This is a genomic window from Aeromonas sp. R2-3, assembly GCF_040908375.1.
GTDB classification, from domain to species: domain Bacteria; phylum Pseudomonadota; class Gammaproteobacteria; order Enterobacterales; family Aeromonadaceae; genus Aeromonas; species Aeromonas veronii.
Window position 1 is genome coordinate 24,013 of sequence record NZ_JBFODP010000008.1, and the last position, 21,824, is coordinate 45,836.

The following is a 21,824-nucleotide window of genomic DNA, read 5'->3' on the forward strand; positions in this document are numbered from 1 at the left end:
TTTGATCTGGATGGGCAGTTGGCCTAGTTTGTGGCGATGACAAGATTGTAATTTATTCTCTTGTCTTAATGAGTGGGGTGTCTGAGCTTACGTTTTCAGCCCAAAAATGGATATTGAATCTAGCATCTTCAGACAGTTCAACCCTGTGCCAATACTGAGGTGGGCTGGTTGCAAACTCTCCGGCTCGGATTACAAGCGTAATTTCAGGTATCTTCGCTGTTTCATCAGCAAAACCGTAATATGTTACCGTCCCCTCCATTACACATAACTGACCGAATACGCCAGCAGCTGTATTGTGATGGGTTAATAGAGCCTGTGGTACGTTTTCATTTGTAAAGAATGGGGTTGAACGGCGAACAACCCAATGAGCTGGTATACTATGCAGTAGCGACATGTTTTATCCTTAATAATCTATGAAATTAAGTAAGGCTGAGCATATGCTCAGCCAGCAATTATTCATCTAGAAAGAAGGCGTAGAAGTGGGAATGCAGCTCCCATTTGGTCTCCACCTACGACAAAGCCGCACATTTCACCATCCTCGCTGCGAGCTTCTGCGACCATTCCATTTTTATTCCATCTAAACTGCCATGAAAGGTCTGTACCTTTTGTTCTACCAGCTAACTGCAAAGGATATTGAAGTGTTTTTACCTTCACTAGCATTGGAGGAAGCGTTAGTGGTGTTGGCTTACCAATCAGAGTTTTAGATAATGCATTGGCACCGAGAACAATTGGCTGCAAAAAGGGGCGTAATTCACCTTTCCACTCAACGCAATCACCAAGCGCATAAATGTGCTCACTCGATGTTCTCAGGTATTCATCCACTACAATTCCACGCCTTACAGCCAGTCCCGCATTCATCGCTAAGGATAGATTCGGTTGTAGACCTATAGCTGAAATGACAAGATCCTGTTCACTGAAACTGCTGTCAGTGAGCTCTATCGTAAAGGATTCGTTGGCATCTCCTCTTTGTATCGACTTGATACCTCGACCAAGTTTTAGGTCAACCCCCTGCTCCCGTAAGGCTTGCAGTAACGGTTGACTCAATGCAGCTGGCATTAATGTACTTAGGGGGCTGTCCGCCAGATCTACAAGCGTCACAATTCGGTCTTGGCCCACCATATCCATAGCCAACTCACAGCCGATCAAACCTGCTCCGAGTACCATAATGCGTTTTGCATTCTTAATTAATTGTTCGGCATTGGCATAATCATTTTGGCTATTGAGGGTTACCATTTTATCCGAGTTGGGAACGGGAGGCAGTATAGAACTGGCCCCAGTTGCCAGCACTAGCTGGCCATAAGAAAAATCGCCATTATTTGTGTGTACCATTTTGTTATTCGGACTAATGCTATGCACAATCGTATTAGGTGACAGAATGATACGTTGCTGTTCAGCAAATTGAGCCCCCGTCAACTTTGTCATTGCGCTGGCGGTGTAACCACGACTGACCACATGACTCAAGTCCGGTTTGTTATATTCATTGCCATTATCAGCGGTAATAAGACGGATCGGTCTTTCACCATCTAATTTACGCAAGCTTTTTACCAACTGCTGAGCGGCAAAGCCGCTACCGATGATGACTATATCCTGGCTGGAACCAGCATAATGCTCATTTAATGCGCTCATACACATGCCTCCACTGCGCATGGTTCGAATACCTCCTTGCCGATGCCGCAACCAGGGCAAAGGAAACTCTCCGGTACAAGGCTCCAGGGAGTGCCAACCGCAACCAATTGATCCGGTTCACCTAAGGCGGGGTCATAAACCCACTGGCAGACTGTGCAAAGCATTGCTTGCTCATCGTCTACTCCGGCTACAACTGACTGTGTGGTCTCCTCTACAGGGGAGATATCAACAGTGAATGGCACTTGATGGGCTGCTTTTTCTGGGCGAGGCACCTCAATAGGATGTAACGCCCATTGACGAGCGAGCTGGCGTCCATGCTCTCGGCACTCTGCCAGTGCAGAACCATCTGGTCGCCATTTGACTTTCAGAGAAATGCTGATATCAAAGCCTGCATCCATCAATCGGGTCTGGATACGATCTACTGCACCACCAGTCCAGCCGTAACTGCCGAATGCAGAAGCACGCTTGTTTCTAAAGCGCAGGCCAGTTATCTCCTCCAGCATGCCTGCCACCTTAGGCATCATGACGTTGTTCATTGTGGATGAGCCCACGAGTATTCCCTTGGAGCGGAACACTTGTGTCAGGATCTCGTTCTTATCGTGGCGGGCTACGTTGTAGATCTTGACTGCGACCCCAGGGTCAACTTCGTGAATACCCTGTGCGATGGCATCGGCCATCATACGGGTGTTGTTTGACATCGAGTCATAGAACAGGGTGATACGATCTTCTTGGTAGTGGTCTGCCCACTCCAGATACTTGAGAATAATTTGGGTCGGATCCTCACGCCAGACAATACCGTGGGAGGTTGCCACCATGCTTACTGGCAGGTTGAATCCAAGCACCTCTTTGATTTTAGCTGTCACAAGTGGGCTGAATGGGGTGAGGATATTTGCGTAGTACCGTTGGCACTGCTCCATCAATTCGGTTTGATCTACTTCGTCATTGAACAGATGCTCATCACAATAGTGTTGACCGAAGGCATCGTTAGAAAACAACACTGCGTCCTCAGTCATGTAGGTCATCATGCTGTCGGGCCAGTGCAGCATAGGTGTTTCAATGAACACCAGCTGCTTGCCATTACCGATGTCGAGACTGTCGCCTGTTTTGACTGGATGGAAGTTCCATTCAGGATGATGATGGTGTCCCGTGATTGAGTCGATAGCGTTGTGAGTGCAGTAAATCGGAGTGCCTGGGATACGAGCCATCAATTCGGTCAGTGCCCCTGCGTGATCTTCCTCAGCATGGTTGATCACCACATAATCGATAAGGTTAAGGTCGATCTCTGCTGCAAGGTTTTGAACGAACTCTCGGCTGAACTTATGATCGACTGTATCAATCAGCACGTTCTTCCCTTCACGGATGAGATAGCTGTTGTAGCTCGTCCCCTTGTTTGTCTTGTACTCAGTACCATGAAAATCTCGAACTTCCCAGTCCCGTTGGCCGACCCAGTGAATGTTGTTTTTGACATGAATGGTCATCTGGCAATTCCTCAGTATGTAATAGTTGGTATTTCTTGATATCAACTATTGCAGCTAACATGCCAACTCATAACTCATTGTTTTTATGAGGCTTAGTTTATTTTCTTGTTAAAATGACATAGTATTGATATTGTTTAAATGACAGCATTAATGTCATTTGGACACTAACAATGATTTCGACAGACAGTTTGGCTCGTATTGCTATAGACATACAGCTGGGGATTTCACATCAAGACAGATTCCACCGCCTTATCCAGAGTATTCGCAGCCTACTGAACTCAGATGCGTCAGCCTTGCTACGATACGAAGGAGGCCAGTTCATCCCGCTCGCCATCGATGGCTTAATGCAGGACGTATTAGGACGCCGTTTCGCCATCAAGGAGCACCCACGCATGGAGGCAATTGCCCGTGCTGGTGACGTAGTACGCTTTCCGGCAGATAGTAGCTTGCCAGACCCCTATGATGGCTTGATCCCTGATCATGCAGAATTTAAGGTGCATGCTTGTGTTGGTTTGCCTCTGTTCTCCGATCAAGTCTTGATTGGTGCATTGACCATAGATGGAATGAATCCTGCCCAGTTTGATGACATTAGCGATGAAGAGTTGCGTTTAGTTGGTGCACTAGCGGCAGCGGCGTTAAGTAACTCATTACTACTAGAGCGTTTAGCTCGCCAGAGCAGTGAGCCATTAATACCTTCAACACCAACAGGTGCAGATAGATTCGAGATAATCGGGCATTCTCGGGCGATGCAGCAGCTAAAGCATGAAGTAGATATAGTTGCTAATACTGATTTAAACGTCCTAATTTTGGGCGAAACGGGTGTAGGTAAGGAGTTAATAGCAAAAGCTGTACATCTTGGCTCGCCACGGGCAGATCGCAAATTGGTATATCTCAATTGCGCAGCTCTACCGGAATCCGTAGCAGAGAGTGAACTATTTGGACATGTGAAGGGAGCGTTTACAGGCGCTATTCATAACCGTGCGGGTAAATTTGAACTAGCGGATAAGGGCACATTGTTCCTGGATGAAATTGGTGAATTATCCTTATCATTGCAGGCAAAATTGCTACGTGTCATTCAATATGGAGACTTGCAGCGGATTGGTGATGACACTCCACTAAAAGTCAATGTACGTGTGCTTGCTGCAACGAATCGAGACTTGAAGAAAGCGGTCATCGATGGCGAGTTTCGAGCAGACCTCTATCATCGCCTGAGTGTTTTCCCTATACATGTACCAGCCTTGAGAGACAGAGAGGATGATATCTCCTTGCTGGCTGGTTACTTTTGCGAGTGCTGTCGAGTGAGTATGGGGTTAGAGCAACTGCGGATCCAACCTCAAGCACTGCATCTTTTGAAGGGCTATGACTGGCCTGGTAATGTGCGCGAACTGGAGCATGCCATTCATCGTGGTGCCGTATTGGCTAGAGCAGAGCAACGAAGTCCGGTTCTGACGCTTGCAACCCATCATTTCAGTATAGCTATACCACCAATGCCTCAATCTGGCATAAGTCCTACCGAAAATATGGATGACTTCGCTAGTAACCAAATGGGTTTGAGAGCATCAACTGATGCATTTCAGTCTGCGTTAATTAAAAAGGTACTAGCAGATCATAATGATAATTGGGCTGCAACAGCACGAGCCTTAGACATTGATTGTGGTAACTTACATCGTCTAGCCAAACGACTGGGGTTAAAATGATAAAGATACATAGCTATGGGCCATTATAGAGTTGCATCCTGAATATTGGTTAACGTGTTGATTTATAGTGTTTTTTTATGCACGTATGGTGTAATGTGACGCTAGCATGGTATTGAGAATGTAGTTATGGATAACAAAGTTTCAATCGAAGAAATGCAAGCATTAAAAGTATTGCTTGTAGATGACCACGCTATATTGCGGGCAGGAGTCAAAGCTACACTCTCAACAGATCACCTTATGAAGGTGATTGCAGAGGCTGGCAATGGTAAAGAAGGATTAGATCTGGCAGTAGAATATGAACCAGATTTAATATTGCTTGACCTTCAAATGCCAGTGCTTAATGGATTAGAAACGCTGAAGAGAATCAGAGCAAAGAAAATAAAAAGCAAGGTCGTTATCTTCACCGAGTCAGATTTGGAAATTGATGTTGTAGAAGCGTTTAGGTTCGGAGCAAATGGATATCTTTTAAAAGATATTGAACCGCTTGATTTAATCAGCTGCATTAAGAGTATATGTGCAGATGCATCAGTTGAAAGCCCTCAGCCAAAAAATAAACTCATGTTAAGTTTATCATCAGAAATAAATGTTGGCATTATCGAATCATTAAGCCATAGGGAAATTGATGTAGTAAAGCTTCTTGCTGAGGGCCACTCGAATAAAGTTATATCCAAACTTTTATTCATATCACCAGGGACTGTAAAAATACATGTGAAAAATATTTTAAGAAAACTTAATCTAAAATCAAGAGTCGCCGTCACTATATGGGCGCACAACAGAACTATTAAGTAGATTTAATAATCTGAATGAGCACAGATAAAAAAGTTCATGTTGCTCTTATCATTGTAACTAATTAATCTCCTGCTGAGAACACATAATTAATTTACCCATGGCTAGCATCTAATTTATCCATCTTGCTTGCAACGATACATTTCGTCATCTGCTAATCGAAGTAACATGTTTAGATCTGGTGGAGTCGTGGGATTATAGCTCACTATACCTACTGAGCAAGATAGGGTGTAGGCTTTACCGCTGTGTAAGTTGAATTCATCAAATGAGATATTTATCCTACTACGCATATATTGTAAATACTCATAGTTTGTCTCAGGAACTAAAACTACATATTCATCACCACCTAATCTTGCACAAATATCAGAGTTTCTAAAAACCATATTTATTAGTCTGGCAGCTTGGCACAATGCATCATCTCCCACATCATGACCAAAGCGATCGTTTATCGATTTAAAATTATTCAAATCGATAAACAATAATGAAAGACTTCTCTTTGTTCTAAATGCATGCTGCAAATATTTCTCAGCTAAAAGAATAAACCCTCGTCTATTAGTGATCCCAGTAAGTTCATCTATTGTAGCCATTTGTACAGCACGTAACTCGCTCTCAACTGTAGATGCTAAGTCAGTAAATAAACGTCTCTCTTTGTCACCAAAAACCCTTGGCTTCCGATCTATAATGCACAAGGAACCAATGTGCAGTCCATTCGTTATGACTAATGAGTGTCCAGCATAGAAGCGAATATATGGCTCCCCAATAACCATCGGATTCTCAGCATATAGGGGATCTTGAGTTGTATCCTCTATAACAAGCATGCTCTTTGTGAGAAACCCTTTTTTACAAAAGGAGATATTCGGAAGTGGTTCATGCATGTTTAAACCATAACAAGGTTTAGCCCATCCATGCTCATTATCTTCAAAGGATATTAGGGCAATAGGCACGTCAAAAATATTACGAGCCATCCTTGTTATACGAATGAAACGTTCCTCTGTAGGGGAATCAAGTGCTTGAAGACGGCGTAACGCATCTAGGCGTAGAAAGTCGGGATCTGAGGTTTCATGAAGAGGTTGCATCCTTGCTTCCTTTTTTCATATCGGTTTTAAACGCAAATAGTATGGCATTCTTTGAGATGCAACAGAATGGAATGTAGCATTACATATGACGGATTTTAGTTGTAGTGTGATCGTTAACACATTAGCTTCTCGCATGGGATTCAACTCGACAGGAGACCAAGCCAGCATCACATCATGAGCGGCCTCAATGGAAGCCTTGCGGCTAAGGGGAGACCATGGAGGATGATATTACAATGCGCGGCAAAAAATATTTCTAGTTAATCATGGTAGCAATATTTATCTTTCAACTGTTCAATCTTATTTTCCACTTTCATCATGTTTAGCGTAGAGGCTAATCTTTGTGCTAGCGTAAAATGCCTATTATTAAGATAGGCATAGCCTTCTAATTTATCTACAACGCCAGCCGAATGTACTTTTTCGTATTCTGGTGAGCTTTCAAGTAGGTCTTTTTTGTTTTTATCAAATACAAGGGTTTGCTCAATAAATATATCTGTACGCCCTTTTATCAGTTTTTTCAATCCCTGTTCTGTCGTATTCACATCAGTAAGTAAAGATGGTTTAATCAACTTTGAGAGAACCTCTCCTGCGCGCTTAGAACCTCTTCTAAACTCAATCTTTAAACCATCTTTGTTTAAGTCATCCCAAGAATTAAATTCTAACTTTTTATCATATACATATGCCTCGATAGTCACATAAAAATGTGACTCGTTCACTCTAATCATATTTTTTGTTTGTTGCTGATATTCTAATGGTCGATGTATCTCTCCATCGACACTTCCATTCTCAGCCAGAATTGGGGCTCGTCCACCAGGAACGCCACGATAAATTAGTTTATATCCTAGTCTGGAGAATGCCTCGCTGTAAATATTATGAAGCCAACATCCATACCTTGATTTGAAGGTGTCATCTGAACTCACCAAAACTATAGTGTTTTCAACAGCACTTACACCTAGCGAGAATATAATGAAAAAAATATAAAATATGTTTTTTATAAGGTTTTGTGAAAACATATAGATCTCACATTGACATATCATACGCTCAATATAGCTCAAAATTAAACTTTCTTCATTTTTAAATGAAAAATATATGATGACTACTGGATTGCTTTGTAATATTTACATATTTAACTTTAAAGATTACTCGCACGCCCTGTATCTAGAGTTACAACGCCGAACGACATAGAATGAATCGATGCCTATTATGAACGCAGCCCTTTGCATACATACATCTCCTCATCTGCTTGCCGGAGTAGTTGATCTAAATCAGGTGGAATACTAGCATCGTAAATAACAATTCCTAAGGAGCATGACAACTGGTATGGCTTACCACTATGACTATTGAAGTCATCTATTGCATGATTCAGCCGCTCTTTAATTCTCTGACAATGTTCACTACCAGTGCCAGGTAAAAGGACAACGAATTCATCCCCACCAAGGCGAGCGAATATATCAGCATCGCGGAATACTCGGCATAACAACTCGGCAATATGTCGCAACGCGTCATCGCCAATGTCATGACCAAACTTATCGTTAATTAGTTTGAAGTGATTTAGATCTAAAAAAAGTAAGGCCGCTGGGTGTTTTACACGAAATGCATATTTCAAACTTTTTTCGGCGAGCAGCATGAATCCTCTACGGTTAGTTATCCCCGTCAATTCATCTATGGTTGCTCTCTGAACGGCTTGTAACTCACTCTCAACCATGGATGCCAAATCAGCTAACAGCGCTTGGTCTCGTGGGCTAAAACCCCTGGGTTTAGAGTCTATGATGCACAATGTACCCAGCTTCAAACCGTTCCCAACTTCTAGTGGATGGCCTGCATAGAAGCGAATGTGTGGTTCCCCCGTGACTAAGGGGTTGTCAGAAAATCGTGGATCTTGGGCCGCGTCTTCAACTACAAACAGTTCTTCACCGAGAATTGCATGACCACAAAAAGAAATGTCTCGCGGTGTCTCCAATACCGGCAACCCACAACATGACTTGAACCACTGTCTGTTTTCATCCACCAATGAAACCAATGCGATGGGCACATCAAACATGTTGCGAGCCATCCTGGTAATCCGGTCAAAACGCTCCTCTGCGGGGCTATCAAGTATCGCTAAACGGCGCAATGCGTCTAAGCGAAGCGGTTCGTTATCCGGTACTACAGGGCTTTGCATCAACATCTCCTTGTTGTGTGGGCACTGTACGCTGCCAACATATACTGTGCATCTGTAGATCTGATGTACTGACAGTATATTACAGTAGGTAGACCTATGATTTCGAGCCATCTCATCTTTGATGACAGGAGCAGTGTTTGCACTCTTGGTAGCGTGGTTGTCGCTCGCTCGACAAACAAGAGCTCGCCTAGAATCCCCCTAGTTTTATTCGACCATCCTAGCAAAAAGCCATTCCGCAGTTAACTTGTTTGTCATTAATGAACTAACCTCATATCATCAAGTCTCCCAGTTTTTGCATCTGGATGTTTCACGATGGTCAGAGTCATTTTTCAAGCCAAGGTACATACCTCCGTTGACTCAGGCGGGTGGGTCGAAGTCCCACATTTATGCTTGCAACACTGCGTTATAGAGGACTTTAAGGCTCACCCTCGCTGGAGAAGATCCATCTCATCTTTAGAGCTGGATGAGATTCTCGAACAGCACACCACTAGGTTGTTTGGGGAGGCCAGGCGATTAGATCTGAACACTGTGCCTGAAGGTGTCTCTGTAGATGTGTTCGGGGCTTTGGCTATTGTTACTATAAATTTGATGCAGTGTGACACATACCATTGAAAATATAATATATTCAGACGCTTATGACTTTAAAGCTCAGGCCATCGTCTTCATCGTAGACAAACCTTAACGTTCAGATTGTATGAACGGTAGTAAGTAGTTATCGAGCAAGTCGTCCTGAGGGGGCTCGTTCAGGTTCGAGGAGGGTGATCACAATGATGGGCTCATTTAAAGCTTTCTGGTATGGTTAGCCCATCAGATTTTTTCAGACAGGATGTCTGTGTAATGAGTGATAAAACCCAGTGGAAAACATGGTCATTGATTTCCCGCATGCGTCTTGGGTTAGTTCTGCTTTTCGTCCCCATATTAATTCTCGGGGCCATTTATTACTATCATATGACCGTCACTCTGCAACGTGATTTACAGCAACAGTTAGTATCCAAGAATGATCAACTTCATAATGTTTTGATTAAGCCATATCTTGATACCCTCACAACACAGTTTGAGCTTATCTATCGCAAGGTTGATTATAAAGACTTTATAAATAATAAGATCACGCATCAATCTGAATACTTACACGACTGGCGGCGTTATCAGGAAACTGCTGGGCTACAATACATCTATGTTGGCACAGAGCATCGACAATTGCTTGTTCATCCTGAATGGCAACCAGACTCAAATTTTAACCCACGCATAAGGCCATGGTATCAACTTGCCGTTAAAAATAAAGGCAAGATGGTTTGGACTGAACCATATTATGACTACATTTACGGAACGCTATCCCTCTCATTAGCTAAAACAATTGAAGACCCGACAGGGAAGTTAGTTGGTGTCTTTTCAATTGATACATTACTTCAACCTATATCAAAGTGGCTTAATTATAAGCAAGATGCTGGGTATCAGATGTTGGTGAATGGGGCTGGTAAGATGCTAGTTCATCCTGATAAAGAACTAATGTTTACTCCCATGAAAGATATGACCTGGCTTTCAAAGTTCACAAAAGAAAAAGGCGTATTCCATGATAAAGAATCTGGGATGTTTGTGGCATATAACAAAGTCGATGGTCAAGACTGGATCTTGGTTAGTGTTGTTCCAGAATCTACATTACAAGGTGTCATTGAGAGTGTGTCGCTTAATGTTCAAGGTGTCATCGCGCTAACATGCATCCTTTATTTGTTACTCGCATTGTCATGGTCTCGTTATTTTCAACGCATGCTCAATGAGCTATACAATGTTATAAGGTCAAGTCGTAACAATTCATTAAAATCACCTAAGAATAGAATGGTTGAGTTATCACATGTGTATGACGAAGTGGCAAAATCGACACATGAATTATCAGAAGCTCGCTTACAGGCTAATGTTGACCAACTGACAGGTTTATACAACCGTAGATTTTTTGACATAAAGCTTTCTCAGCTATTAAAAAAGCAAGAGCCATTTTATTTAGCACTGTTAGATTTAGATGACTTTAAAAAAGTGAACGATACGTTCGGACACCAAACTGGTGACTCTGTATTAAAAAGAGTAGCGAAACTTGGAAATTCAATTTTTTATGAGCATGGCTGGTTCTGTCGATATGGTGGAGAAGAATTAGCTGTATTGTTTGAAGTGGGCTCTGGGAACTTGGCGATATCTTTACTGGAGGCATTAAGGCATGGTGTTGAGCATCTGGACTGGCGTGAAGATGCTCTTCGAGTAACACTCAGTGGTGGGGTTGCTGTTAGTAAAAAAGATATTAGTGCAAAAGAGCTTATAAATGCAGCTGACATTCAGGTTTACAACGCTAAACGCGATGGTAAGAATCGAATTTACGAGTGCATATCAATAACCACTGTTCATGACACCAAGTAGCGTGAATCCCGTATGATTGATATATGTGCAAGAATTAAATTGAAGTTTTACTATTCAGTGCCTTAGGCACTAATTTAACCAGTTATTGTAAGGGTATCTCCTTCGATAGAATTCGTTGTTAGATTGTTATGACATTCAATTATGAGTGTTTGTTGATGAAATAATAGCCGTGGGTGTACAAAACTGGTTTATCTTCGCTGCGTAGCAGCGGAATAATGGTGAGCTGCTTAAATTTCATTGAAGCTCTCATAATTAGTAAATGGACAGTTTTCCGAATTTTTCAAGTGGGGTAAATGAAATAAATTTCAAAAAATGATGGGGTTGATTGTTTTTTAAGCATTCCGTGGGGATTCGCCTATCAGAACCCTCGATTTAGTTGCACACCCCATGCTGAATCCGTCCCACCAAATTCACAACAGCCTGAACCCCCATCGGTGTATTCAGCAATGTGGCTGGAGCCACGCCACCGAGGCCCCAGGCTGGTCTGTTTAGCCATGACAACGCCTTGGCAGTATCGTTCTTGTTGAGGGATAGTGCCGCATCGAGGACCTGCACAACGCCGTATACCCTGGCGCCCTGAGCGGTTGATAGAAGAGCTCCAATCCTAAGCTTGTGAGCAACAGTACTCCGGTTCATGCCTGCTAAGCGGCATATCAAACCTATGTCTGCACTCATCAATTCAGCCAGTCGATGAATGCTGCCAGGAGCTACGCCAGCCACGATCCATAGATGTGCTCCTAGTGGGTCACGAGGAATACCAAGACCTTCTAGGAGACGGTTCGGAGTAACTGCATCACTACTAGGATGATAGGTTGCATAGGGCATCATGTAGCACTCCTCATTGTACAAACACGACCTCTCATGAGCTATCCTACCCCAAACTGTCGTTTTGAGTGGAAAATTAACAACCAAATGCCCCTACATTGAGGAGGGCTGATGACCGAGTTGGTCTGTACTGAACCAGGTTTAGGCATTGAGCTGGGGACTACTTTTCAGGTTCTATCGGAGAACGGCTCTGAATGGGAAATCCTGTTGGGGAATGAATACCGAAGGGTCAACAAACGCAGCGGGCGCGTTACAGGTTGGAAAACACCTCCAAAATTTGAGTGCAAAGGCATCCAAAAATAACATATCAAATAAGTGCTCAATGCTGGTTATGCCAGTAATAATGTTGACTAGCGGCTTCACCTTTCATAGAATCAAGGCACAGGGAGATTCGCTACCCTAAGTGCGAAGTTGAAACAAGGGAGAGTCGCTACCCTGAGTGCGAAGTTGAAAAAATGCTGAAACCCTGCCTCGTTGCGGGGTTTTTTGCTTTCTGGAGACATGGATGTGTAGTGGCCTAGTCATCCAAGACTTCCTCTTAAGTTAAGAGGGGCGAAGTGTCTGGATCCTCAAGGGGCAAATCTAAAATTTCTTATCATCGACTCATTCTGTGAGCCAATGATATTGTCCTATCGGCTCATTTCGTGAGCCGAACAAGATCCTTCATCGGCTCATCTGGTGAGGTGGTCTCAACGCTCACTACCACTTGGATTTAATTTTTAGCTACATATTTTCATAGCAGATTGGAGCTAGGCCAATAAGTAGATCCAAACGCAATTTAGCTCAGGATTTTTAAATGATGCTTTTTCGAATCATCTTGGTGCCAAAAACAGTGGAGCTGATGCTGGGATTGAGAGATAATTTTCCTGATATAAAAATGTGATACATGAGGATAAAAATGAACGATTTTTTGAAAATACTGATGAATATTCGTAGTCTGCGAGCTGCATTGCGCGAGCTATCTTTCGAGCAGCTGGTCGAAATCAGAGAAAAATTCGAAGAGATTTTTGCTGAGCGTGAGCAGCAAGAGAGCAAATTGAGAGAGGAATCTGCCGAGCGCCTGCAAAAACTGGCTGAGTTTACCGAGATGTTGAAAGAGGCTGGCATCGATCCGAGCGAGCTGGTTGGTACTGCGGCTCCGGCGAAAGCTGAAGGTTCAGCTAAAGCGAAACGCGCACCTCGTCCTGCAAAATACAAGTACACCGAAGACGGTCAGGAGAAAACCTGGACTGGCCAAGGTCGCATGCCCAAGACCATCGCAGAAGCAGTGGCTAATGGTCGTGCATTGGAAGAGTTTTTGATTTAGTGCTGAGAGCCCATGCCAGCTCGGCGTGGGCCTTTAATTCTATCTGTAGTAGGAGCACCGTATGGGGAGGACATTGGAGGATATGATTTCATCCGAATCACCCGAGGTTGTCCAGAGGGCCAAGGCTCTTGCCGAAGAGCAACTGGTACGTCTCAGTGTGACCAAACTGCTTTCAAATCTCGGGCCTGGTGATGTTCCTGCAATAGATCCCGATGTTCTCGATAGTTTGTTATCACTCAAAAGATTAGTTGAGAGCCATGACTGTCGGTTGAGTTTATTTGTTCATATGCCTGACGGCACACATCATGGCGTCAACATTTAACTAAATAGCGTCATTTGTACACCAATCGCAGCTCTCATCTACCAGATGAAATTAACGCCCCATGGCGATGCTTTTTCAAACTCCCTCGGTGTGCAAGCGGATCTGATAGCGTGTATTGCGTCCGCCACCAGGTAATTTCTCAATGCACCCCCTACCCACCAATTCGGCCAGATGGCGTGTAGCCGTCGCCTTGCTGACTCCGGCGACTTTTTGATATTGGCTGGCGTTGATGCCATTTTCAAAACCTTGTTGGCCGCCATCCAATAAACGGTTAATAACCTTGGTTTGCTCTGGACTCAGACCATCATGACAGTGCTGCAACCAGAAATGTTTTTTGGCAAGAGAACGGTCAATAACCTGTAATGCCAGCTCTAAGGTGTAATCCAGTGTGTCGAGGAACCAACAGAGCCAGGATGTGATATCCAGCGTGCCCCTCTGCGCTGACTCAAGCCCCCGATAGTAGTCACCCCGCCGATCTAGCATAGCAACTGACATGGTATATAAACGGATGCTTTGGCTGTCAGCCTGTGACAGCGCAAGATCGGTCAGTGCCCGCGCTAACCGCCCATTGCCATCATCAACGGGGTGCAGCGTCAGAAACCAGAGATGGCAGATCGCCGCACGAAGCAGTGGATCCATCGTGGGGTCATGCCGAGTCTGGTTAAACCAGCGGATGAAATCGGCCAGTTGATCGTCCAGAGCTGCTCTGGGCGGTGCCTCAAAATGCACGGTGGGGCGATCTACACGTCCAGAGACAACCAGCATCGGCGCATCTCCTCGCAACTGCCCTACATTCAGCCGCTTCACCGACCATTCGTTGACGGGGAACAACCAACGATGCCATTGGTAAAGGCGTTCTATACTCAGCGGCTGTTCATGATTGTCGATGGCATCCAGCATCATGGCCGCGAGCCCCTCTGAGCGCTCCGATACTGGATAGGACTGAGTTTGTGAACCTCCTAACCGCCTATCCAGAGAGGAACGCACGGATTGTGCATTGAGGCGTTCGCCTTCGATAGCGGACGAGGCGATGATGTTAGCCAATAACGTGTCCAACGTTTGGTCGGGGTTCCCCAACCTGGAATGACGACCGATTAGAATTCCCTGTCTGCGTTGAACCTGCCGTAATCTGGGCAATATCTCGCTATCCCGCCAACGAAAATGGGGCCAGTCGGCTTGTTGCCAAATCCAAAATGGTTCCATTATTTCCTCATCCAACGTGCTAGGGTCTCAATAATGAGCCGATCCAGCCCATCATTCGGCTCAACATCTGAGCCGAATATAACACATGCAGCAGACCAGCAGAGCTGGAAATGAGGTGCCTCTCCAGGCTGAAAAACCTCAGGCCGGATTTATTGCTGCTGGATTGCTCTACAGTAATCCGTCGAGATGGGCTCTCTAGCGGGTGCTCATTTTCTTTTTGGAAGGATCTTGTGATTTTGCAGCATGTGCTGCATAGGGCCCATAGTGTCGTCTATTGATTTCGAATCCACGAGTTAACCCTTTCCAAATAGCTTATCCGCTGTCAGTCACGATGAACTGATGAATCAGGATGACCCTCTATAGATAGCAGCTGATATGTCCCCATATTGTTTTGCGATCTTCCTCTCTGCTCGCGGTTGTGCACCTTAAATCAACTCAGCAAAGCGGTGTGCGTGGCTGGCAGCTTGGTTTGGTGGTAAAATCTTGACGTGTTGGGAGCCCCCAACTACACACGACTATACACACAAAGAAAAGTGCGTTAAGTTATTGTTTATTAGACTCTATTAGGTAGAGTCGTCCTGATTTGCAATCAGATATAAAGAGTCCACCATGTTTAAACCAGAATTGCTCTCCCCCGCAGGTTCCCTCAAGAACATGCGTTACGCCTACGCCTATGGCGCCGATGCCGTCTATGCCGGTCAGCCCCGCTACAGCCTGCGGGTGCGCAACAACGAATTCGATCACGAAAACCTGCAGCTCGGCATCAACGAAGCCCATGCGCTGGGCAAGCAGTTCTATGTGGTGGCCAACATCCAGCCCCACAACTCCAAGCTCAAGACCTTTATCCGCGATATGCGCCCAGTGGTGGAGATGAAGCCGGATGCGCTGATCATGTCCGACCCCGGTCTTATCATGATGATGCGTGAAGCCTTCCCGGATATGCCCATTCACCTCTCGGTGCAGGCCAACGCGGTCAACTGGGCCACGGTGAAGTTCTGGCATCAAATGGGCCTGACCCGCGCCATCCTCTCCCGCGAGCTGTCGCTGGACGAGATTGAGGAGATCCGCATGCAGGTGCCGGAGATGGAGCTGGAAGTGTTCGTTCACGGCGCGCTGTGCATGGCCTACTCCGGCCGCTGCCTGCTCTCCGGCTATATCAACAAGCGTGACCCCAACCAAGGCACCTGCACCAACTCCTGCCGCTGGGAGTACAAGGTACACGAAGGTAAAGAAGATGACGTGGGCCAGATCGTCCACCGTCAGGAGCCCATCGCAGTGCGTCCGGACAACACGCTAGGCCTTGGCAAGCCGACTGATGCCCTTGTGCTGCTGGAAGAGTCCAACCGCCCGGGCGAGTACATGAGCGCGTTTGAGGACGAGCACGGCACCTACATCATGAACTCCAAGGACTTGCGTGCCGTCGAGCACGTCGAGCGACTTACCAAGATGGGCGTTCACTCCCTGAAAATCGAAGGGCGTACCAAGTCCTTCTATTACTGCGCTCGCACCGCTCAGGTTTACCGCAAGGCCATCGACGATGCGGTGGCGGGTCGTCCGTTCGACCGCAGTCTGATGGGCACCCTCGAAAATCTGGCCCACCGCGGCTACACCGAGGGCTTCCTGCGCCGTCACAACCACAGCGAATACCAGAACTACGACTACGGCTACTCCGTCTCCGACACTCAGCAGTTTGTCGGCGAGATCACCGGTCGCAAAGGTGACATGGTCGAGGTCGAGGTGAAGAACAAGTTCCTGGTGGGCAACAACCTGGAGCTGATGACCCCGCAGGGCAACGTCCGTTTCAATCTGGAGCAGATGGAGAACCGAAAGGGCGAGCTTATCGATACCGCGCCGGGCAACGGTCACGTAGTCTATGTGCCGGTCCCGAAAGATCTGGATGTGAACTACGGCATTTTGCTGCGCAATCTGGGCGACAGTCAGGATACCCGCAACCCGCACACGGCGGCCTGAGATGGCGCTGCTCATCACCGACAAGTGCATCAACTGTGACATGTGCGATCCCGAGTGCCCCAACCAGGCTATCAGCCTGGGTGAGGAGATCTACGAGATCGACCCCAGTCGCTGCACCGAGTGCGTCGGTCACTATGAGAAGCCGACCTGCATCAGTGTCTGCCCTATCGACTGCATCATCTGGGATCCCGCTCATGTGGAGACCGAAGATCAGCTGATGGAGAAGTTTGTGCGGATGCACAGGCAATAAAACGAAAAAAGGCCGAGCAATCGGCCTTTTTTGATCCTGCGTTCAGCGGCTGGCCATCACTTGCCGACCAGCCGGATCAGTTTGTCCAGCTCCCGCTGGGCCTCCAGCATCCGGGTCTGGGACTCCTCCAGCCTGGCCTGCCGCTTGGCAATCTTCTCCGGTTTGCCACTGACTCTCGCCTCCTGCAACTCAAGCAGACGCTCATCCACCTCGCCGCGCAGTTTGTTAACCCGCTCTTTCTGCTCCTTGAGCAGACCTTCATCAGTACAGTTGGCCTTGATATTGCGCGCTGCCTGTTCGAGCCCGGCAATCTGCCCGGCATTGTTGTGTGCTTTGGCAAACACCAGCTGGTCATTGACGGCCTGCAGGCGGGCCTTGCAACCGACCGCCTCACTGCCAAAGGCCTGACCCGCCAATAGCAGCAAGCCGGCTCCCAATACTTTCCACATCTCGATTCATCCGGTCTTGTTTGCGAGCTGACCATAAAAACCTCGATCGGCAGCAGGGTCAAGCAAGTGGGAAAAAGGTGCGACAGAAGTTGTGCAACATCACGCAATTGCCACCCCGTTGGCTCTACAATGGCGCTCTTTCCAATCGGGAGTCTGTTATGAATCAACAAATTGTGGTCATTGCCAACGGTGCCCCCTATGGCAGCGAATCCCTGTTCAACGCCCTACGTCTCGCTATCGCCCTCAAGGAGCAGGGTGGAGCCAGCCTCAAGCTGTTCCTGATGTCAGATGCGGTGAGTGCAGCGCTGGCCGGTCAGGCACCGGCCGAGGGGTACAACCTGCGCCAGATGCTGGAGATCCTGCTGGCACAAGGCGTCACCATTCGCCTGTGCAAGACCTGCACCGATGCCCGTGGCATTACCGCCCTGCCGCTTATTGAGGGTATCGAGGTCGGCACCCTGCCGATGCTGGCCCAATGGACCCTGGCTGCCGACAAGGTGCTGACGTTCTGATCTCCCCCTCCGGATCTCTTGCCCCTTTAGCCTTCACCTGACCCTCCATAGCCCCCGCCACGCGGGGGCATTGCGCGCGCCCCAGCCTCACTGACTACACTATCAATTGCCACGCCTGCTTGTTTGTCCCACCTCACGGACAGCGTAACGCCCAGTAATAAACCGAGGACGACGATGAATCCGACCGAACAGACCCTGCTTGAGCAGATGAGGATCACCGACTTTGAAATTGCCCATCGCAAGGAGTTATTGCTGCTCAATGAACAGGATGTGGCGCGGCTGGCAAGTTATTGCAGCAAGATAGAACCACGGATCGACGCCCTGGTGGATCGCTTCTACCAGCAGCAGACAGCCATCACCGAGATCGCCCTGTTGATCGGGGATGCTGATACCCTCATACGGTTGCGCACCGCGCAACGGCGCTATGTGCTCGATCTCTTCAGCGGCCATTACGATCTGGAGTACGTCAACAACCGGCTGCGGATCGGGCTGGTTCACAAGCGGATCGGGGTCGAACCCAAGCTCTATCTGGCCGCCATCAACACCCTCAAAGCCCTGCTGATCGAGGATATGTTCGAGCAGATCCACGATGAACCGGAGCGCCTCGTCATGCTGGCCGCACTGGACAAACTCTTTCTGTTCGACATCACTCTGGTCTTCGAAACCTACATTCGCAGTCTGGTGTCGGAAATAGAGTCATCCAGAGAGAAGTCGGAGAACTATGCCAAGAGCCTGGAGCAGAAAGTACGGGAGCGTACCAAACAACTGGAGGAGCTGAACCGCACCGATGCCCTGACCGGATTACTCAACGTTCGCCACCTCAACGAGCTGTTGCTGCTAAGCCTGCGCACCTGTCAGCGCCGTGCCGAACCCATGGCCATCGCCTATCTCGATATCGACAACTTCAAGCAAATCAACGATACCGAAGGTCACCAGCGCGGAGACGAGATCCTGCGCATCGTTGGCCACTGCATCCGTCAGGTTTTTCGCGCCGAAGACAGCTGCTTTCGTTATGGGGGAGATGAATTCTGCCTGATCCTGCCCAACTGCAACGAGAGTCAGGCGCGGGATATCTATCTCAAACGATTGATCAACACCGTCAAGGAGCAGCTGGGCGATCTCACCCTCAGTATCGGCATAGTGCAGACCGGGCCGGAGCACTACGACGACGGGCTAAACCTGATCCGGCTCGCCGACGAGAGGATGTACGCAGCCAAGAAGGCGCTCAAAGAGAAGACGCCGGGTAGCACGCACTGAACATTCAGCATCACAGATCCCCGCATTAACCGGGTCAGCTCCGCTCAACCACAGAAGAGGCCACTGCGGGACGCTGTACTCTGGCCCCCCACTCATAGAGCGCAAAAATCGCCACACAAAGCAGCGCCATCAGCACATAGAGCAACTGCCCGCTCCACTGCTCGAGGATCCAGCCTCCCAGCAGGGCGCCGGCGGCTCCTCCCAACCCGGCCAGTGCGCTGGCACCAAAGTAGCTCCCCTTGAGATGAGCCGGGGACATCTGATCGATCAGCACGTTGAGCAGGGGGAAGAGGATGGTCTCGCCGATGCTGAGCAGCAGCACGGCGCCAAACCAGTGGCTGCGCACCGTCGGGTCCCCCAGCGCGAAGAGCAGCTGGGCCGCCAGAAAGAGCGCCATGCCGATATGAAGGCGTACCCGCACCGGCCAGCGTGACAACAACCGCAGCAGCGGAAACTGCAGCAGCACCACGGTCAGGGCGTTGGTCGCCACCAGCAGAGCAACCAGCTCGGCCACCTGCGGCATACCGGCTCGGGTCAGGTATTGCACCAGCGGCGAGTGAAACTGGGAGTAGACCAGCACCATCAGCAGATTGGCCATCACCAGCAGCAGGAAGGCGCGATCCGCCAGCAACACCTTGATGGCATCCCGCAGTCCGGGGCCTGCCGCCCCCGGCTTGCCTGTGCTGCCAGCCCGGCGAAATCCCCAGCCAAAGGCCAGCGCCAGCAGCAGATAGCTTACCACCAGAAACAGGAAGGTCTCCTGCTGGGCGTTGATCCCGAGGGTCACCCCCAGTAGCGGCCCCAGCGCCGCCCCCAGGTTGAGCAGAAAATAGCGCAGGTGCAGTGCCAGCTCCCGCGCCTTGGCCGAGGCCAGACTGTCGGCCATCAGCGCCTTGCCGGGGGCATCGATGAGCCCCGACGAGAGGCCGCTGCCCATCACCCCGACCCCGAGCCAGAATACCTCGTGCGAAAAACCGAGCAGGCCGAAACAGATCATCGCCACCAGACAACCGGCCAGCAGTATGCTGCGCCGCCCGAAGCGATCAGAGAGCCAGCCGCCGTAAAAACTGACCAGGGTAGAGAGGGCCATCGAGCCACCCAGCAACAGGCCGATGAAGGTGGCCGAAAGGTCATACTCCCGATAGAGCAGAATGGAGAGGAAGGGCCACACCATGTAGTAGCTGGTACGCACCATGAAGGTACCCAGAATGACGATCCAGACCAGCGGGGTAAATTGCCTGAAGGTGCTCCATGACATCGCTATGCTCCATGCCCCGCAGCTCTTACCACAAGATCCTGTCATAAACGGGGAAAGCATTCAGTTGTAACAGAGGGCCTCAATAGAAACAACCTTTGCTCACCAGCAAGATGCAACCGGATGCAAAAAAGCCAGCCGATGGGCTCGGCTGGCCTTTTTATCACGGGATTTCCCTCGGGCTAGCGCCAGGGGCTCTGCTGCCACAGCCGCCCCAGTCCGGCTTCCAGCGCCTGCGCGCCCTGCTGCCCCAGCTTCTGGGTCAGGCTTTTTGGCTTGCGATAGCTAATGCCGATCACCTTGTGGTGGCTTGCCTGCGCCAGCAGGTAATCATCGCTGGTGCAGAGGGTATCCACCAACCCCAGCCCCTTTGCCTGACTTGCCAGCCAGTGCTCACCGGTCGTGACCTGATCGATATCGAGTTGCGGGCGGTGTTCGGCCACAAAGGCCTTGAAGCGCTCGTGGATCGCCGCCAGCTCCTCGCGAAACTTCTCGCGCCCCAGATCGTCGTTCTCGCCAAACATGGTGATGGTGCGCTTGTATTGACCGGCGGTGTGCATCTCGAATTCGATGTCGTGCTTTTTCAACAACTTGTTGAAGTTCGGCATCTGGGCGATCACCCCGATGGAGCCGACGATGGCAAAGGGGGCAGCCAGGATCTTGTCCGCCACGCAGGCCATCATGTAGCCGCCACTCGCCGCCACCTTGTCGATAGCCACGGTGAGCTTGATGTCACGATCGCGCAGCCGCTGCAGCTGGGAAGCGGCCAAGCCGTAACCATGCACTACGCCACCACCGGATTCGAGCCGCAGCAGCACCTCGTCGCCGGGCTGGGCGACGCCAATCACCGCGCTCACCTCCTCGCGCAGGGAGGCCACCTCTTTGGCATCCATGCTGCCGTTGAAATCGAGCACGAACAGGCGGCTTCGCTCATCACCGGCCTTGGTGCGTTTTTTCTGCTCTTCCTTCTGCTGCTTTTCCATCACCTTGCGCTCAGCCTTGCTGGCCAACGCGCTCTTGAGGGCAAATTGCCCCTGTTCCAGCTCGCTCGAGAGATCGGTCACCACCAGCTCACCCTTGCGCGCTTTCGGCTGGCGAGTGCTGACGATCATCAGGATGATGGCGCCGATGGCCAGCAGAAAGGTCACTGTCTTGGCCAGAAACAGGCCATATTCGGTCAGAAATGTCACGATGGACTCCAGAATGGATCGGTTTTCGTCACATTCTAGGGAGTTTGGTGAATGCGCGCA

21 protein-coding genes are annotated in these 21,824 nt (G+C 48.6%); 10 read left to right on the top strand and 11 right to left on the bottom strand.

Features of this window, described 5'->3' with window-relative positions:
• Window positions 1-52 precede the first annotated feature (52 nt).
• The 3 genes from AB5Z02_RS03250 to norV form a co-directional block, all read right to left on the bottom strand.
• Entirely contained in the window at window positions 53-394 is a 342-nt protein-coding gene (locus AB5Z02_RS03250; RefSeq protein ID WP_081043423.1) for a DUF1971 domain-containing protein, read from the bottom strand.
• A 62-nt stretch (window positions 395-456) separates the two neighbouring features.
• Window positions 457-1,626, bottom strand: a complete 1,170-nt coding sequence (norW, locus tag AB5Z02_RS03255; protein WP_058055684.1) for an NADH:flavorubredoxin reductase NorW — start codon at window positions 1,624-1,626, stop codon at window positions 457-459.
• A complete protein-coding gene (norV, locus tag AB5Z02_RS03260) occupies window positions 1,623-3,104 on the bottom strand; it encodes an anaerobic nitric oxide reductase flavorubredoxin (RefSeq protein WP_058055683.1) in 1,482 nt (493 codons plus the stop codon). Before norV ends, norW begins: the two co-directional genes overlap by 4 nt.
• 170 nt (window positions 3,105-3,274) lie before the next feature.
• On the opposite strand from norV, the gene norR reads away from it, so the two are divergent.
• The gene (norR, locus tag AB5Z02_RS03265) at window positions 3,275-4,801 is read left to right on the top strand and encodes a nitric oxide reductase transcriptional regulator NorR (RefSeq protein ID WP_081043422.1); all 1,527 of its coding nucleotides are present in this window, start codon (window positions 3,275-3,277) and stop codon (window positions 4,799-4,801) included.
• Window positions 4,802-4,927: 126 nt separating this feature from the next.
• Window positions 4,928-5,590 (top strand): response regulator, encoded by a 663-nt coding sequence (locus AB5Z02_RS03270; RefSeq protein ID WP_058055682.1) that lies wholly within the window; start codon window positions 4,928-4,930, stop codon window positions 5,588-5,590.
• Window positions 5,591-5,703: 113 nt separating this feature from the next.
• Here AB5Z02_RS03270 and AB5Z02_RS03275 read toward each other — a convergent pair whose 3' ends face one another.
• From AB5Z02_RS03275 to AB5Z02_RS03285, 3 genes are all read right to left on the bottom strand, one after another.
• The gene (locus tag AB5Z02_RS03275; protein ID WP_081043421.1) at window positions 5,704-6,663 is read right to left on the bottom strand and encodes a sensor domain-containing diguanylate cyclase; all 960 of its coding nucleotides are present in this window, start codon (window positions 6,661-6,663) and stop codon (window positions 5,704-5,706) included.
• A gap of 257 nt (window positions 6,664-6,920) precedes the next feature.
• Complete coding sequence (locus tag AB5Z02_RS03280; protein WP_107683372.1) at window positions 6,921-7,673, bottom strand: hypothetical protein; 753 nt, start codon at window positions 7,671-7,673, stop codon at window positions 6,921-6,923.
• 188 nt (window positions 7,674-7,861) lie between these two features.
• Entirely contained in the window at window positions 7,862-8,821 is a 960-nt protein-coding gene (locus tag AB5Z02_RS03285) for a diguanylate cyclase (RefSeq protein ID WP_058055680.1), read from the bottom strand.
• Between the two features lie 837 nt (window positions 8,822-9,658).
• Between AB5Z02_RS03285 and AB5Z02_RS03290 the strand changes: the two genes are divergently transcribed.
• On the top strand, window positions 9,659-11,224 hold the full coding sequence (locus tag AB5Z02_RS03290) for a sensor domain-containing diguanylate cyclase (protein ID WP_058055679.1): 1,566 nt from the start codon (window positions 9,659-9,661) through the stop codon (window positions 11,222-11,224).
• A 372-nt stretch (window positions 11,225-11,596) separates the two neighbouring features.
• Here AB5Z02_RS03290 and AB5Z02_RS03295 read toward each other — a convergent pair whose 3' ends face one another.
• A complete protein-coding gene (locus AB5Z02_RS03295) occupies window positions 11,597-12,052 on the bottom strand; it encodes an antitoxin Xre/MbcA/ParS toxin-binding domain-containing protein (RefSeq protein ID WP_338390631.1) in 456 nt (151 codons plus the stop codon).
• A 108-nt stretch (window positions 12,053-12,160) separates the two neighbouring features.
• Between AB5Z02_RS03295 and AB5Z02_RS03300 the strand changes: the two genes are divergently transcribed.
• From AB5Z02_RS03300 to AB5Z02_RS03310, 3 genes are all read left to right on the top strand, one after another.
• Window positions 12,161-12,352 (top strand): hypothetical protein, encoded by a 192-nt coding sequence (locus AB5Z02_RS03300; protein ID WP_042083548.1) that lies wholly within the window; start codon window positions 12,161-12,163, stop codon window positions 12,350-12,352.
• Window positions 12,353-12,947: 595 nt separating this feature from the next.
• Complete coding sequence (locus AB5Z02_RS03305) at window positions 12,948-13,355, top strand: H-NS family nucleoid-associated regulatory protein (protein WP_058055678.1); 408 nt, start codon at window positions 12,948-12,950, stop codon at window positions 13,353-13,355.
• An 82-nt stretch (window positions 13,356-13,437) separates the two neighbouring features.
• Entirely contained in the window at window positions 13,438-13,677 is a 240-nt protein-coding gene (locus tag AB5Z02_RS03310) for a hypothetical protein (protein ID WP_230848137.1), read from the top strand.
• A gap of 75 nt (window positions 13,678-13,752) precedes the next feature.
• On the opposite strand, the gene AB5Z02_RS03315 is transcribed toward AB5Z02_RS03310, so the two are convergent.
• Window positions 13,753-14,880 (bottom strand): Fic family protein, encoded by a 1,128-nt coding sequence (locus AB5Z02_RS03315; protein ID WP_058055677.1) that lies wholly within the window; start codon window positions 14,878-14,880, stop codon window positions 13,753-13,755.
• A gap of 609 nt (window positions 14,881-15,489) precedes the next feature.
• Here AB5Z02_RS03315 and yegQ point away from each other — a divergent pair.
• Both yegQ and AB5Z02_RS03325 read left to right on the top strand, forming a co-directional pair.
• Window positions 15,490-16,851: a tRNA 5-hydroxyuridine modification protein YegQ gene (gene yegQ / locus AB5Z02_RS03320; RefSeq protein WP_005334895.1), complete on the top strand. Its 1,362-nt coding sequence runs from the start codon at window positions 15,490-15,492 to the stop codon at window positions 16,849-16,851.
• A 1-nt stretch (window position 16,852) separates the two neighbouring features.
• Window positions 16,853-17,101, top strand: a complete 249-nt coding sequence (locus tag AB5Z02_RS03325; RefSeq protein WP_005334896.1) for a YfhL family 4Fe-4S dicluster ferredoxin — start codon at window positions 16,853-16,855, stop codon at window positions 17,099-17,101.
• Window positions 17,102-17,157: 56 nt separating this feature from the next.
• Here the strand turns inward: AB5Z02_RS03325 and AB5Z02_RS03330 are convergent, their stop codons facing one another.
• Window positions 17,158-17,550, bottom strand: coding sequence for a DUF1090 domain-containing protein (locus AB5Z02_RS03330; RefSeq protein WP_005334898.1), 393 nt, complete (start codon window positions 17,548-17,550; stop codon window positions 17,158-17,160).
• A gap of 158 nt (window positions 17,551-17,708) precedes the next feature.
• Here AB5Z02_RS03330 and AB5Z02_RS03335 point away from each other — a divergent pair, with 158 nt between their 5' ends.
• Window positions 17,709-18,062: a DsrE/DsrF/TusD sulfur relay family protein gene (locus AB5Z02_RS03335; protein ID WP_368215263.1), complete on the top strand. Its 354-nt coding sequence runs from the start codon at window positions 17,709-17,711 to the stop codon at window positions 18,060-18,062.
• Between the two features lie 174 nt (window positions 18,063-18,236).
• Window positions 18,237-19,319, top strand: coding sequence for a diguanylate cyclase (locus AB5Z02_RS03340; RefSeq protein ID WP_123172560.1), 1,083 nt, complete (start codon window positions 18,237-18,239; stop codon window positions 19,317-19,319).
• A gap of 34 nt (window positions 19,320-19,353) precedes the next feature.
• Here AB5Z02_RS03340 and AB5Z02_RS03345 read toward each other — a convergent pair whose 3' ends face one another.
• Both AB5Z02_RS03345 and sohB read right to left on the bottom strand, forming a co-directional pair.
• Window positions 19,354-20,577 (bottom strand): MFS transporter, encoded by a 1,224-nt coding sequence (locus AB5Z02_RS03345; RefSeq protein ID WP_368215264.1) that lies wholly within the window; start codon window positions 20,575-20,577, stop codon window positions 19,354-19,356.
• Between the two features lie 179 nt (window positions 20,578-20,756).
• A complete protein-coding gene (gene sohB / locus AB5Z02_RS03350; protein ID WP_064340872.1) occupies window positions 20,757-21,764 on the bottom strand; it encodes a protease SohB in 1,008 nt (335 codons plus the stop codon).
• Window positions 21,765-21,824 lie beyond the last annotated feature (60 nt).